Origin of the sequence: Yersinia sp. 1252 StPb PI (genome assembly GCF_048593885.1) — a bacterium.
Taxonomy (GTDB): Bacteria; Pseudomonadota; Gammaproteobacteria; order Enterobacterales; family Enterobacteriaceae; genus Yersinia; species Yersinia enterocolitica_E.
Genome location: NZ_JAZGQE010000127.1, coordinates 1 through 14990 on the forward strand (window position 1 = coordinate 1; position 14990 = coordinate 14990).

Sequence of the window (14990 nt, forward strand, 5' to 3'; positions counted from 1 at the left end):
TAAATTATCTTATTAAAAATACAAAAACAAATGAGGATACTATAGATGCGATAAATATAGAGATGCCGATCAGTATATCAGTCATGATATTATCTGGTATGTTAAATTCAGAAATAGCAAAAAACTATCTATTAGTAATAAAACTGTTTCCATACACAGAAGGAATATTTATGCCAAGTATCAAACAGACAGTTTGATTAAACTTTATTTAAAACTAAAATAGCCTACAGTTTTATACGTGATAGTTATGATTAACATCAGCGGTGTGGCGGATTTGAATAGTAAGAAATACTAAAATGTCAACACAGTTATAGGAGTGGAAAAATAACGAGTCGCCACTCACCGATCTCATTGTCTCCTGTTTCTATTATTTGCTAAAAAATGAATTTTCCTACAAAAAAATCACAGGGATCCCAATGTGTTTATATTGCTACTTTATACGGAATAGTTAAATTTATTTAGCTGGCAATAGTTAATTATAAATTTTTAAGTTATGCCAGCGTTTATTTAAGTTCCCCTGCATTGATTGACAGATGGATTAATCATATCAATCAATAGGGCAAAGCGTCGTGTTTACACGTCCCTTATTGTAATCAGAGAGTGAATAATTAAAAACTCATCACTATATTAACCATTGCTGCTGCATGCAGATCTGCTGCTTTGGCTCAAAATGGAGACTTTTATGATCCTAATACTTCTGCATCACAAACTAGGGTAAATGGTGGTTTTATTGCACATGGCTTTCAATGCAACATCTGATAAGCTGAAGCATCTCTTTATCTGGCAGGTTAATCGATACGCTAGTTTCATGGTCGATATTTTCGGGGCATTATTATCCTCTGGAACCTACGCTGGTATTGCAAATAGGGTATCAACTGCTATAAACGCCAGATAATGTTCGCAGTACGTGCTGCTGCGAGGGGGGAGATATTCTACGCTTAATCAATATGCCAATGAAATTGGTAGGAAATGTTAATGTCCACTGGAGGAGTTCAATGTGTCTTTGAGCAAAAATTACTTATATCAGGCTGGAGCTACCCAGGTAAGATGGGCTAGCGAGTTATTTTCGACCTCTATTTTATTATTTTGTGGACTAATACTCTATTCTGCTAATTTGTGCGCGGCACAATCTCTGCCCCATAACGACTTACTCACTAAACCCGGCGATGTTATTCAAATTAAGCTCAGTGAGTTGCATCCGACCCAAATAACCGTAGGTAAGCTCCAGATTGCAGGTGATTTGGCTGATTATGCTAGCGATTCAAAGCACTTATTCAATGATTTGTGTAAAGTTCAAGGGGCGGGGAAACTGGCTAAATATAGCCTGTCATCAACACCGAAAGATCCCACTTCATATACCTGTAAACAGGCTATAGGAACCAATAAAGCTGATATGAACACGGTTGATATCGGACCAATGGGGAAACTTTACCTGACTGATGGTCATCATGCATTTAACAGCTTCTGGGATGCATCCGGTGGCGGCGGTGATGTGACCTTAAGCGTACTGGTCGGGCAGAATATAAGCCGTGACAACGACGGAACGTTATTTACTCAAGCTCAGTTCGAACAACAGATGACTGAACTTAAACATTTTCTCCCTATTGATGCCGAGGGGAAACCAATTACTTTCTCTCAATTGCCTGCAACTCTGGGCACGAGTGCTTTTCAGGACGATCCATATCGCTCAATACTCTATTATCTACGCGGTATATCTTACGATAAGTCTGATAAAAATCTTAACCCTGAAACGGGTAAGCCCTATAAGGAAATACCTTTCCTCGAGTTTTATTGGGGACAGCTATTACGCAGTAAGATGGATTTAAAACGTTATAATTTGCATAAGCAAGATGACTATATCAAGGCTCTGGAAGACGCAGCAACCCTGATGGTGAATGTACCCAAGCAGCAACTGATAGGGCATTCAGGTCAAACGGCAAGAGCTTTAGGCCAGATGAACAGCATTGATGAAAAGCGTTTAGATAAACTGGCGAAACCGGATTCTAAATTAGCGAAGGCACTTAATTATCAGTCAACTCACTGAGTTATAAAGATAAGATCTTTGTTGAATAAATCGAACTTTTAGCCCTAATCAGGTTGGGATCACCACATTTCTGATGATATTGCAGTATCTCGTGGCAAAACAAAGGTTCGAAATCACCCATTGGACAGCCTACAACAAGGCGCTCATCAGTCGCGGCTTGCTAACATTCTGGCTGGATGAGTCGGTTATCTAGACTTGGTGTCGATAGGAACAGGTGAGTTCGGTTGATACGGGGATGGGAATAATAGAAATAACGGAAAGATTTCAGCTGGCCCTGCCGGGCAGGGCCAAACCGTTTAGCACGAGATCAACTTAAATCGACATCCTTATGCCCGAAAAGCCACGTCAGGATAAACCCGGAAATATACGAAATAACCAGACCAGCCACATACACCAGCATCCCGGCGAAAATACCTTGGGCTGATGTCATCAGAGGAATAGATACCAAGCCAGATGGGCCAAACACGGTATTCAGGCCCACCGGTAACCCCAACCAGGCAACAAGGCCAATAAAGAAGCCGCCGACAGCACCGCCTAAACATGCGGTAATAAAAGGCTTCAGGCGTGGTAACGTTACGCCATAAATAAGCGGCTCACCGATCCCCAGTAGCCCAGGGAAAATAGCCCCTTTAATCTGTGTTCGCAGGACTGAACCTTTTGGCGAACGAGCATAAAGTGCCAGTGCCGCACCCACCTGACCGGCACCCGCCATGGCCAGAATAGGGAATAATGAGTTAAATCCTTGTGCATCCATTAAGGCGAAATAGACCGGAACAAACCCTTGGTGGATACCAAACACCACTGCAATCAGGAATAACCCTGCCAGAATGGCAGTACCAAACGGGTTACCATTCAAATGCATAAACAGCCATGACATCCCCTTAAACAGTTCGCCACCCACTGGCATGATAACAACGAAAGTGATTGCTCCTGTAGCGAGTAAAGTTATCGCCGATGTCAGGATCATATCCAGATTATCAGGGATAAAACGGCGCACCTGTCGCTCAATCCATGCGCCCAAGATACAGGCCAACAGAACCCCAATGATATTGCCGCGCGGGTCAATTGCCAGACCAAAGAAGTTTTCCATGCCACCGTAGTAGCCGACGGTACCTTCCGGCACATAGCGTAAAATAAATAGCGAAGCGATAATTGCGCCGTTAACCCCCGTCCCACCAAAGGCTTGCTGTGTATTAAAGCCAATCAGAATGCTAAGGAAAGTGAACAAGCCGATGCTAAATACTTTCATGTATGCAATCAGTGCCGCCAGCCACGGAGACTGAATAACGCCGTCCACTGCCAGTGTCTGCTGGAGCAATGTTGCTATCCCCAATAGTAATCCTGCGGCAATGAACCCTGGAATGAGCGGGGTAAAAATGGTGGCGAATTTGGTCAGAAAACTATGAACAGCGCTTTTTTGTTTCGCTTTCATTTGCTGTTTTGTCTGGCTGGCCAGCACCTGCAAATCAACATCCTGAGCACTTTCATGTCCCTGCTGCGGTTCAGAACCCAGGAGCTTGTTCATCATCTCGCTGGCGGTCTGGGCTTTGCCCGGCCCGAGAATGATTTGCAGTTGATCATCGCTGTTCACCACCCCCATCACCCCAGGGATTTTTTTCAGGTCGTCATGTTGTATCAGTTGACGGTCTTTTAAGGTGAGGCGGAGCCTTGTCATGCAGTTTCCGCAGACAATGATATTTTTACTCCCGCCGGTGAAGAGTAAAATTTGGTCTATCGTAGTGCCGGTTATTTTCGCCATGGTTATACTTTAATCTCCTGTAGCGCTTTACGGATAAATCCCTTATTTTTGTTAAGGATAGCGCTAGTTTCCTCAGCAGACATACCCCTTAGGATCATCATAATGGCTGTTTTACAGTGTCGGTTGCACTCATTGAGTGCCTGTTCCGCCTTTTCGGAGGAACACTCCGTCGCCTGAACAACAATATCGACCTGACGTTGCACCAGTTTGGCGTTTGTCGCCTCAACATCCACCATCAGATTGTTATAAACCTTACTGCTACGGATCATGGCGCCGGCTGTCAGCATATTCAGAATTAATTTCTGCGCGGTCCCTGCCTTCATCCGTGATGATCCGGTGACAACTTCCGAGCCGACCAGCGGTTCAATGGCGATATCTGCCGCTTTACTCATTTCACTATTTTGATTACAGGAAATTGCCACTACGCTAGCGCCAACATGGCGTGCATAGGCCATAGCCCCCAATACATAAGGTGTGCGGCTATCTTTTGCATTTTCAACTGCCTGTAAAATAGCAGTATTACCGCCAGCGATCAGCCCTACGACCATTTCTCGCAGCGTACCATAAGTTGGCGGGCATTCGCTCGCATCCAACATCACCAAGCGACCAGAAGTGCCTGCCCCACAGTAAATTAATCTGCCACCTGGCGCGAAAGCAGTACCTCTTTTTTTGTTTTTATTATTTTGGATGGGTTGGTTAACCCCCGAGCTGCTCTTCAAAAAACGAATACACGGCTATTCTGGTAATAGCTCATCCACGATATAAGGACATTGCTTATGAAGAGAGGTTTCTCCGCCGCACAAATCATCAATATGTCGCAAGATCTCTAAAATTGAATAGTTCGTTTGTGTGGGATGCTTACAGGGGGAAATCTATTGAAATCGTGTCAGTAATGGGTAGGGAGTCGGAGCGGAAATAGAGCAGAATCCAGATACGAAAAAGCCCCGCTTTGCAGCGAGGCCTTATAAATAGTGGTGCCCGGACTCGGAATCGAACCAAGGACACGGGGATTTTCAATCCCCTGCTCTACCGACTGAGCTATCCGGGCAACGGGGCGCATTAAACCGTATTGGCCGCTGATCGTCAACGAATTTATGGTTTAAAACCACTAAAACTGTACTGACTGCTCTCTTTTCAGACAAAAGAACCAGAAATTATCTCAGGGCAGCGATAAAACTTAGTGGTAAATCACTTAACCCAGTGCGCCATTTTTACGGCATTGCGCGACTTCCAATACATCTTCAGCCAGGCGCTTGGCAATTTCAACATCGACGAGTTGACGTTTAACCAGCAGTTTGCTCAAACAACCTTCCAGAATCAGTTCCATCTGTTGTGCAACCATAGCTGCATCATCAGCGTCCATCTCTTGCAACAGCTCTTGGGTATAGAGTAGTGAGGCCTGTTTCTGCTGTTCAGCCAACTGGTGGATCGGGTGTTCATTATCGGGATAGAAACTGCATGCAGCAATAAATAAGCAACCGGGGTAACGCTGATTCTGCACTTGCTCACCTAGCGTCTGGTAACGCGCCAGTAACTTTTGTTTGGGTGATAAGGTTTCGTCCAGTTGCAATTGTCGCCGCCAGGTATCTATCTGCTGGCCATGAAAGCGCAGACAGTCATACAACAAAGCTTCACGATCCGGCCAGAAACGGGCCAGATCACTGACTTCAACTGACACCTCTTTTGCCAGCATCTCCAGCGTGGTGTTTGCCAGTCCTTGCTGCTCCAATAGATTGAGCGCACTGCTTAAAACTTGTTCACGTTGCACGTTGCTCTCCTCCAACTTCTTATCTGGCAAGTGTGGTTTACCACCGCCTATGGTGCAAATAGTCTATACCCTGCGTACTGATTAATAGACATCGGCAGGTATGGACATTTTCTGCCAGCAGACTCTGTACCTTATCATTACTACGGCGACATTTTTCTAACTCTTTACCCTTTAGTTGTTTGTTAATTTATAACGACAAAATCACCGCACGATTTTTGCTATTTAGCAGTCTGTGAAGCAGGGCGCATTTTATTGTGCATCTGCCTATAACGATTGGTGAATAACTCATAATTCCTGTTCTTTTGCCTGATGGTTTATTGGAACGGGGTTTCTATAATGATCATCGTGAACCGTAAATAGAAAAAATCTTACAAAACAGGCGCAAAATTAACGACTAACACCCACTGCCGTGTGCGCTGGCAACCTGAATTGCATCACGTCCTGCATCGAGCCGTCGTTCCATCCGGGCGTTCAATTATAAGGATCGAAAATGAGTCTGCAAAATTATCCTAATCAGTTCCGCCGCAACCTACAACAAGGGCAAACCCTTATTGGTTGCTGGAGTGCACTGGCAAATCATATTTCAGCCGAAGTGCTGGGCCTGGCGGGTTTTGACTGGTTGGTTCTGGACGGTGAACATGCGCCGAACGATGTTACGACGTTTATTCCACAACTCATGGCGCTGAAAGGCAGTAATAGCGCACCGGTTGTACGTGCGCCCTGTAATGAACCCATCATTATAAAACGCTTATTGGACATCGGTTTTTATAACTTCCTGATCCCGTTTGTTGAAAGCGAAGCAGAAGCCATACGTGCGGTTGCCTCGACCCGTTATCCACCGGCGGGGATCCGCGGGGTTTCTGTGTCTCATCGCGGTAACAATTACGGCACCGTACCCGACTACTTTGCCACCATCAACGACAACATCACCGTACTGGTGCAAATCGAAAGCCAGCAAGGGGTGGATAATATTGATGCTATCGCCGCCGTTGATGGGGTGGACGGTATTTTTGTTGGACCGGGCGATCTGTCGGCGGCACTGGGTTATCTGGGGCAGCCCAATCATCCCGAAGTACAAAAAGTGATTCGTCATATTTTTGATCGCGCTAAAGCACAGGGTAAGCCGAGCGGCATTTTGGCGCCGGTTGAAGCTGATGCCCGCCGTTATCTCGAATGGGGGGCAACCTTTGTCGCTGTTGGCAGTGATTTGGGCGTATTTCGTAGCGCGACTCAGGCGTTATGCGACAAATTTAAAAAATAACCATCAGTCTGTTTTGACAGTTTAGTACTGCCGCGTTGACGGCCTTCCGACTTAATTGAGGAGTAATAAATGAAAATCGGCTTTATTGGTTTAGGGATTATGGGAAAACCAATGAGTAAAAATCTGCTGAAAGCGGGCTACTCATTAACAGTGCTCGATCGTAATGCTGCGGTGCTGGATGAATTGATCACGGCTGGCGCGCGTACGGCAACGACACCAAAAGCACTGGCAGCAGAATGCGATATCATCATTACCATGCTACCTAATTCGCCTCATGTAAAAGAAGTGGTACTGGGTGAAAACGGTGTTATTGAAGGTGCTAAACCGGGTTCTGTGCTGATTGATATGAGTTCGATTGCACCGCTGGTTAGCCGTGAAATCAGTGAAGCGCTGGCACTAAAGCAGGTTGCAATGTTGGACGCGCCAGTCAGTGGTGGTGAGCCAAAAGCTATCGATGGCACTTTGTCAGTGATGGTGGGTGGTGATAAAGCGGTATTCGAGAGCTGTTTCGAGGTGATGAAAGCCATGGGGGGATCGGTGGTACATACTGGTGATATTGGTGCTGGTAATGTGACTAAACTGGCCAATCAGGTGATTGTCGCACTGAATATTGCCGCGATGTCTGAAGCCTTGGTGCTGGCAACTAAGGCGGGAGTGAACCCTGATCTGGTATTCCAAGCGATCCGTGGTGGTCTGGCAGGCAGTACCGTGTTGGAAGCCAAGGCGCCGATGGTGATGGATCGTAACTTCAAACCAGGCTTCCGTATCGATCTACATATCAAAGACTTAGCTAATGCCCTCGACACCTCGCATGGCGTCGGTGCACAGTTGCCCCTGACCGCAGCCGTGATGGAGATGATGCAGGCGCTGAAGGCTGATGGTTTGGGCACCGCTGACCACAGTGCATTGGCGTGTTATTACGAGAAATTGGCTAAAGTTGAAGTCACTCGTTAATCGGTGGCTCCGGTGCCTGCGGGTGCCGGGCTACTGGGTAACAGGGCTATACTGGTAAGCATTCCGTTATCCTGAGCGGCCGGTTTATAACGTCGGAGCCTGTGCGGTATTGGATAGCTCATGAGATTGAATCATTTATGAAAATAGTCATCGCCCCAGACTCTTATAAAGAAAGCTTATCTGCGCTGGATGTTGCGGTGCAGATTGAAGCGGGTTTTCGCACTCAATTTCCCGATGCACAATATATCAAATTGCCGGTCGCGGATGGTGGTGAAGGTACCGTTGAGGCCATGGTTGCGGCCACCACTGGCCGGATTATTCAGGTCAATGTGACCGGCCCGTTAGGTGACGAAGTTGCGGCTTTTTACGGAATATCCGGTGATGAAAAATCGGCCTTTATTGAAATGGCAGCCGCCAGCGGGCTAGAGCTGGTTCCGCCAGAACTGCGCAACCCACTGAAAACCACCTCCTACGGTACCGGCGAATTGATTTGTAATGCGCTGGATCAGGGGGTCAAACATATAATTATCGGCATCGGTGGCAGTGCCACCAATGATGGCGGTGCAGGCATGGTGCAAGCGCTGGGTGTCAAACTGCTGGATAAGCAGGGTAAGCAGATTGGTTTTGGCGGCGGGAAGCTGGCTGAACTGGATGTTATTGATATCTCAGGACTGGATCCGCGTATTAAGCAGTGCCAAATCGATGTTGCTTGTGATGTCACCAATCCACTGACTGGCAGTGAAGGGGCATCGGCTATTTTTGGGCGGCAGAAAGGGGCGACACCTGAGATGGTTAGCCAACTGGATGACGGTTTGCAGTATTATGCAGGTATCATTAAACGTTATCTTGATATTGATGTTGACCAGGTTGAAGGCGCTGGCGCGGCGGGTGGTTTAGGTGCGGCATTACTGGCGTTTTGCGGTGCAACCTTAAGCCCCGGTATTGATATTGTCACCGATGCTCTTGGTCTGGACGCTTTGGTTAGGGACGCGACGTTTGTTATTACCGGCGAAGGGCGCATTGATAGCCAAACCATTCACGGCAAAGTGCCGATTGGTGTCGCGAGAGTTGCCAAACGTTATAATAAGCCAGTGATTGGTATTGCCGGTAGCCTGACAGACGATGTTGATGTGGTGTATGAGCATGGTCTGGATGCGGTATTCAGCGTGATCTACAGTATCTGTACTCTGGAGCAGGCACTGGATAATGCGGCAGCCAATGTGTTTATGACCGCACGCAATATTGCCGCCACGCTGGCGATGGGGATGGCTGTCGGTAAATCATCGCAAGAAAGTAAATAACACGCTTTTGGTCATAACCATCCACCGGTAAATCTCTATCAGGGCTAACGATTGATTGGCCCTGATTTCCTCGTTGGCGCTCAACTTTGCCAGCAGCATGCCCCCGGTTCTGCCATTTATGTGACCCGTCCCTCAACTCTCTTTCTTTGTGGTGTGAATTGGGCGTTTGTCCAATGTATTCCCCTTCCAGACCTCATATGCTGGTGCATCAGCCCAGACTGAGGCCCATTCATGAGTGTATATAATCTTGACCCCCGGCTAGCCCAGGATATTGTTACCCGTACCATGAAGATCATTGATACCAATATTAATGTGATGGATGGTAAGGGGCGGATCATTGGTAGTGGTGATGAAGAGCGCCTTGGCGAACTGCATGAAGGGGCGCTCTTGTCGCTGTCTCATGGCCGGATTGTCGATATCGATGAAGCTGTTGCTCGCCAGTTGCACGGCGTAAGGCCAGGGATCAACCTGCCATTGCGCCTTGAGGGCGAAATCGTGGGGGTGATTGGCCTAACCGGCAACCCGGGGCAACTACGTCAATATGGCGAACTGGTGTGCATGGCAGCAGAGATGATGATGGAGCAGGCGCGGTTGGTGCATCTGCTGGCGCAGGATAGCCGTCTGCGTGAAGAGTTGGTATTGAACTTGATCCGCACCGAAGAGATATCACCGGCACTGATTGAATGGGCGCAGCGCCTTGGGGTGGATATCAATGAACCACGGGTCGTGGCCGTGGTGGATGTGGACAGCGGCCAGTTGAGTGTCGACAGTGCTATGTCGGAATTACAAGAGCTGCAAACCCTGTTGACGACGCCAGAGCGCAATAATCTGATTGCGATTGTTTCACTGACTGAGATGGTGGTGCTTAAACCGGCGCTAAATAGCCATGGCCGCTGGGATGCTATTGATCACCGGCGGCGTATGGAGTCTTTGCTGTCGCGCATGACTGAGCGGGGTCGCTTGCGAGTGCGCCTGTCGCTTGGCAATTTCTTTACCGGGCCGGGCAGTATTGCGCGCTCATATCGTACCGCTCGTACTACCATGGCGGTCGGTAAGCAACGGATGCCGGAGCAACGCAGCTATTACTATCAGGATTTGGTGTTACCGGTATTGCTTGATAGTTTGCGTGGTGGCTGGCAGGCCAATGAATTAGCCTTACCACTGGCTAAATTACGGGCGATGGACAGTAACGGTCTGTTGCGGCGCACTCTGGCCTGCTGGTTCCGTAATAACGTACAGCCAACGGCTACTGCCAAAGCGTTATTTATTCATCGCAATACCCTGGAGTATCGGTTGAATCGTATTTCCGAACTGACCGGTTTGGATTTAGCGAACTTTGATGATCGCTTGCTGCTGTATGTGGCGCTTCAATTGGGCGAGCAGGAGTAGATGTGATAGTAAGGTAGATGTGATAGGAAGAAGAGCAGGCCGAGTGAGTGTCACCCGGCCTGATGATTCACTGATACTTAGGTCACTGGTGCCGGATTAAACACCGCCAAGGCATTGCGCAGCCCCCATTGATCGGACCACGTCCGTTTGCGATCACTGGCAATATCCAGAATAAATTCAAACAATTGCTGACCAACTTCTTCAATAGTGGCATCACCTGTCGCAATGGTTCCGGCATCGATATCCATCAGGTCATGCCAGCGGTTAGCCAGATCAGTGCGGGTTGCCATTTTGATTACCGGCACTGCCGCCAGACCATACGGCGTGCCGCGCCCGGTGGTAAATACCTGAACGGTAATACCAGATGCTAACTGTTGCGTGCCGCAGACAAAATCACTGGCTGGGGTGGCTGCAAAAATCAGCCCACGCTTGGTGGGGCGCTGCCCCGGTGAAAGCACCTCCACAATGGCGCTGCGGCCGGATTTGGCAATAGAACCGAGTGCTTTTTCCACGACGTTTGCCAATCCGCCCTTTTTATTCCCGGGTGAAGGGTTGGCGCTACGATCGGTTTTGCCGGTTTCGAGGTAGTCGTCGTACCATTTCATCTCTTCCAGTAACCTTCTGCCAACCTCCTCGTTAATCGCCCGCGGGGTTAACAGATGGATAGCATCACGCACTTCCGTGACTTCAGAGAACATGACTGTTGCGCCGCAACGCACCAGTAAGTCCGAAGCGTAGCCCACTGCAGGGTTCGCGGTTACGCCAGAGAAAGCGTCACTGCCACCACATTGCATACCGACCACCAATTCAGCGGCCGGGCAGGTTTCACGTTGGCGCATATTCAGGCGTTGTAGATGCTTTTCCGCCACTTGCAGAATGTCATCGACCATGGAACGGAAGCCGACGTGTTTCTCATCTTGCAAGCGCACGATATTGCTTTCATCCAGTGAGATAACCTGCACGTCAGGTGTCCCTTCCAGCAGCCGCTCGGGTTGGAGTTTTTCACAACCGAGACCAACGACCATCACTTCGCCACCAAAATTGGGGTTAAGGGCCAAGTTATGAATAGTGCGGATGGGTACTACCGCTGCTGGGGCATTGATTGCCACTCCACAGCCATATAAGTGATTCAGTGCAACTACGCCATCGACATTGGGATATTTGGGTAGCAGGGTGCGCTCAATGATATTGACCACATAATCCACCACGCCAGCGACGCAATGTACGCTGGTGGTAATCGCGAGTAGGTTTTTGGTCCCGACACTGCCGTCAGCGTTGCGATAGCCCTCAAAGGTATAACCTTCCAGTGGTGGCAGCGCCTCGGGGACTGCGGTGGCAAGGGGTAAGGTCTCCAGTGCGGGTGCGGCAGGTAATTCAACCAACGATTCATCTATCCAGCCGCCGCGAGCGATATCCCGCACTGCCAGACCAATCACCTCAGCATAACGAATGATTGGGCCGCCTTTAGGAATATCGACCAAAGCCACTTTATGGCCTTGTGGCACATGCTCAATAAGTTCAAGGCCACATTTAAACCGGGTGCCAGCACATAGGCCATTGTTATTAACCACAATGGCAACATTATCCGCGTCCTGTACTTTAATATAAAGCGGGTTGTCTACAGGACTATTACAAATGCTCATAATATTTCCCTTATATACCCTTTAATTTTTTTGGGTACGATAATTATGTTGATAACATAACTGTTATTTTTATCAATACAGCCATTATTTGTCTTAAACATAATGCTCACTAGCTTGTAAATAAGTATACGCTGCTAAAAAGAGCAAGGCATTGTGCGGATGACCTGGATGCTAATGGGTTTGGTGCCTATTTTTGTTCGCAAGCCCAAAAGCAGGTGAGCATTATCACGAAAAGGTCATTTAGCGCCGACATACTTTGACATTAAAAACGCATATAAAAAAAGCCCTTCGACAAAGGGCTATGTTAAAAATGGGTACGCGGGCTTTTATTATGCTGATGCTTTGATATCAAATGAGGCTATGCCAATATTAATAACAGAGGCGATATTGCGGGAAGCAGTTCTGATATTTTCAGTTGCCTGAGAGAGTGCATCGTCAAGTGTACAAATGTGGTAAATAATACTGAAAATAGCATCAACACCATGTTGATGAACAATGTTGGCATCGGTAGCCAGGCTGCCGGCAATACCAATCACCGGTTTATTGTATTTTTTGGCTAATCGAGCGACACCTACCGGGACTTTGCCATTGATACTTTGGCTGTCTATCCGGCCTTCACCGGTCAGAACGAGATGACAGTCTTTGATATAGGTTTCCAGGTCTAATGCTTCAGCGACTATCTCCACGCCCTGGCGCAACTGTGCACCGCAAAATGCCAACAATGCGGCCCCCATACCGCCAGCGGCCCCCGCGCCGGGTATCCTATCTACGTCTATTCCCAGATATTGTTTAACCATCTGCGCGTAATGGACCAGGTTATTATCCAGTATCACAATCATGGCGGCCGTAGCCCCCTTCTGTGGGCCAAAAATAGCGGAAGCGCCTTGCTCACCGGTCAGCGGATTGGTCACATCACAAGCGACTTCAATGCGGCAATCTTTAAGGCGTGGGTCCAGCTGCGACACATCTATCGAGGCAATGTTATGTAAACTGCCGCCACCAAAATCAATCTCTGCGCCATAGGCGTTACGCAATTTGGCCCCTAGCGCCTGTACCATACCTGCACCGCCATCGTTGGTGGCACTGCCACCGATACCGATAATAATATGACGCACGCCTGTTTGCAGCGCCGCACGGATTAATTCACCGGTGCCGTAGGAGGTCGTGTTTAACGGGTTCCTCAATTCGGGTGGGACCAATTCCAGTCCGCTGGCCGCTGCCATCTCAATAAAAGCCGACTTCCTATCACCTGATAATCCCCAGAAAGCCTGGATTTTATTACCCAGCGGCCCGGTAACATCAGTCATGATTTTTTGGCCGCCGGTTGCGCTGATCATAGCGTCGACAGTGCCTTCACCACCATCAGCCACGGGGATCTTGATGTATTCAGCATAAGGGAACACTTCTCTAAAACCTTGTTCAATAGCCTGAGCTACTGCTATAGCCGATAAACTTTCTTTATAAGAGTCTGGTGCGATGACTATTTTCATTAGGTGTCCTGTCGCTATATTTCAAACAACAAGTGCCCCATAAGAGGCACCTATTGTTATTCCCTTAAGATGTTTTCAATTCCAGACGTTTGATATCGCCTACAACAAATAAGTAGCAGAACATAGCCATAATGGCAGAGCATCCAACAAAGATTAATGCGGCATTAAAGGAGTGTAATTCTTTCACCAGATAACCGATAACCAGCGGTGTGACAATAGAGGCGACGTTACCAAATACGTTAAATAATCCGCCACATAAACCAACAATTTCTTTTGGTGCGGTATCAGCAATAACTGGCCAGCCCAATGCACCGAAACCTTTACCAAAGAAGGCCAATGCCATCAGTGCGACCACCACCACGTCACTATCGACGTAGTTGCACAGAATAATGCTTGATGCCAATAACATACCTAACACGATAGGGACTTTACGGGCAAAAGTCAGAGAGTGACCACGTTTAATGAGTGAGTCAGAGAATACGCCACCTAATACACCACCGGCAAATCCGCACAATGCCGGGATAGAGGCGACCATCCCCACTTTTAAAATAGACATCCCTTTATCTTGTACTAAATAAATGGGGAACCAGGTTAGGAAGAACCAGGTAATGGTATTAATAAAGTATTGACCAAAGAAGACACCTAACATCATTCGGCTAGCCAATAATTGCTTCAGATAATCTAATTTAGGACCGCTTTTATGACCGTCAGGTTTCTTGTGGTCCATATCGACAACCGCACCACCTTGTTTTATGTATTCAAGTTCAGATGCAGACATACCCGGATGATCGGTCGGGTTATGAATAAATTTAACCCAGGCAATGGTTAATACGAAACCTAGCCCGCCCATCACAGTAAATACATGCTGCCAGCCCCAGGCAAAGGTTAAATAACCTAATAACGGAGAGAAAAGGGCCAGAGAGAAGTATTGTGCAGAGTTAAAAATGGCTGAAGCTGTGCCTCTTTCTTTGGTTGGAAACCAGGCCGCGACAATTCTGGCGTTAGCTGGGAAAGAGGGTGCTTCAGAGAAACCTAACATAAAGCGCATGATAAACATGGAGATAGCGGCATACGCTATCGGGAACATGTCGACAAACCCTTGCGTAAAGGTAAATAGCGACCAGAAGAACAGGCTATAGGTGTAGACCCGCTTGGAGCCGTAGCGGTCCAACAACCAACCACCCGGTATTTGCATTAGCAGGTAAGCCCAACCAAAGGCTGAGAAGATATAACCCATTGCAACAGCATCTAATTGCAATTCTTTTGCCACTTCGGTGCCTGCAATTGACAATGTTGCCCGGTCAGCATAGTTAATTGCAGTCACAATAAAGATAATCAATAATATTATATATCGGACGTGGGTCCGTTTTTCAGTCACAGC

11 protein-coding genes, 1 tRNA gene and 1 pseudogene are annotated in these 14990 nt (G+C 47.7%); 6 read left to right on the forward strand and 7 right to left on the reverse strand.

The features are described from left to right. Positions 1–151: 151 nt before the first annotated feature. Positions 152–223, forward strand: coding sequence for a hypothetical protein (locus V2A85_RS16595; protein WP_420071880.1), 72 nt, complete (start codon positions 152–154; stop codon positions 221–223). Positions 224–997: 774 nt separating this feature from the next. Then, positions 998–2044, forward strand: a complete 1047-nt coding sequence (locus tag V2A85_RS16600) for a ParB-like protein (protein ID WP_420071877.1) — start codon at positions 998–1000, stop codon at positions 2042–2044. A gap of 307 nt (positions 2045–2351) precedes the next feature. On the opposite strand, the gene murP is transcribed toward V2A85_RS16600, so the two are convergent. From murP to V2A85_RS16620, 4 genes and pseudogenes are all read right to left on the reverse strand, one after another. After that, complete coding sequence (murP, locus tag V2A85_RS16605) at positions 2352–3803, reverse strand: PTS N-acetylmuramic acid transporter subunit IIBC (protein WP_372559949.1); 1452 nt, start codon at positions 3801–3803, stop codon at positions 2352–2354. 2 nt (positions 3804–3805) lie between these two features. Next, positions 3806–4459 (reverse strand): annotated as a pseudogene (locus V2A85_RS16610) (N-acetylmuramic acid 6-phosphate etherase); the annotation flags it as partial. A gap of 316 nt (positions 4460–4775) precedes the next feature. Then, positions 4776–4851: transfer RNA gene (locus V2A85_RS16615), tRNA-Phe, on the reverse strand. Between the two features lie 144 nt (positions 4852–4995). Beyond that, on the reverse strand, positions 4996–5571 hold the full coding sequence (locus V2A85_RS16620) for a transcriptional regulator (protein ID WP_083161032.1): 576 nt from the start codon (positions 5569–5571) through the stop codon (positions 4996–4998). Between the two features lie 490 nt (positions 5572–6061). Between V2A85_RS16620 and garL the strand changes: the two genes are divergently transcribed. The 4 genes from garL (at position 6062) to V2A85_RS16640 (ending at position 10476) form a co-directional block, all read left to right on the forward strand. Continuing rightward, positions 6062–6832 carry a 2-dehydro-3-deoxyglucarate aldolase gene (gene garL / locus V2A85_RS16625; RefSeq protein WP_372557801.1) on the forward strand — a complete coding sequence of 257 codons (771 nt, stop codon included), beginning with the start codon at positions 6062–6064 and terminating at the stop codon, positions 6830–6832. Between the two features lie 69 nt (positions 6833–6901). Further along, positions 6902–7786, forward strand: coding sequence for a 2-hydroxy-3-oxopropionate reductase (gene garR, locus V2A85_RS16630; protein ID WP_083161028.1), 885 nt, complete (start codon positions 6902–6904; stop codon positions 7784–7786). Between the two features lie 137 nt (positions 7787–7923). Further along, positions 7924–9087 (forward strand): glycerate kinase, encoded by a 1164-nt coding sequence (locus V2A85_RS16635; RefSeq protein ID WP_420071878.1) that lies wholly within the window; start codon positions 7924–7926, stop codon positions 9085–9087. Positions 9088–9318: 231 nt separating this feature from the next. Next, positions 9319–10476 carry a CdaR family transcriptional regulator gene (locus V2A85_RS16640; RefSeq protein WP_019211377.1) on the forward strand — a complete coding sequence of 386 codons (1158 nt, stop codon included), beginning with the start codon at positions 9319–9321 and terminating at the stop codon, positions 10474–10476. A 77-nt stretch (positions 10477–10553) separates the two neighbouring features. Here V2A85_RS16640 and garD read toward each other — a convergent pair whose 3' ends face one another. The 3 genes from garD to V2A85_RS16655 form a co-directional block, all read right to left on the reverse strand. Then, positions 10554–12119 carry a galactarate dehydratase gene (garD, locus tag V2A85_RS16645; protein ID WP_372557803.1) on the reverse strand — a complete coding sequence of 522 codons (1566 nt, stop codon included), beginning with the start codon at positions 12117–12119 and terminating at the stop codon, positions 10554–10556. Between the two features lie 329 nt (positions 12120–12448). Further along, the gene (locus V2A85_RS16650; protein WP_420071879.1) at positions 12449–13609 is read right to left on the reverse strand and encodes a glycerate kinase; all 1161 of its coding nucleotides are present in this window, start codon (positions 13607–13609) and stop codon (positions 12449–12451) included. Between the two features lie 64 nt (positions 13610–13673). Then, positions 13674–14987, reverse strand: coding sequence for an MFS transporter (locus V2A85_RS16655; protein WP_420071881.1), 1314 nt, complete (start codon positions 14985–14987; stop codon positions 13674–13676). Positions 14988–14990: the final 3 nt, after the last annotated feature.

Bases quoted from the DNA above. Each gene is read 5' to 3' on its own strand.
- murP (WP_372559949.1), bottom strand. From the start codon at position 3,803: ATGGCGAAAATAACCGGCACTACGATAGACCAAATTTTACTCTTCACC.
- garL (WP_372557801.1), top strand. From the start codon at position 6,062: ATGAGTCTGCAAAATTATCCTAATCAGTTCCGCCGCAACCTACAACAA.
- garR (WP_083161028.1), top strand. From the start codon at position 6,902: ATGAAAATCGGCTTTATTGGTTTAGGGATTATGGGAAAACCAATGAGT.
- V2A85_RS16635 (WP_420071878.1), top strand. From the start codon at position 7,924: ATGAAAATAGTCATCGCCCCAGACTCTTATAAAGAAAGCTTATCTGCG.
- V2A85_RS16640 (WP_019211377.1), top strand. From the start codon at position 9,319: ATGAGTGTATATAATCTTGACCCCCGGCTAGCCCAGGATATTGTTACC.
- garD (WP_372557803.1), bottom strand. From the start codon at position 12,119: ATGAGCATTTGTAATAGTCCTGTAGACAACCCGCTTTATATTAAAGTA.
- V2A85_RS16650 (WP_420071879.1), bottom strand. From the start codon at position 13,609: ATGAAAATAGTCATCGCACCAGACTCTTATAAAGAAAGTTTATCGGCT.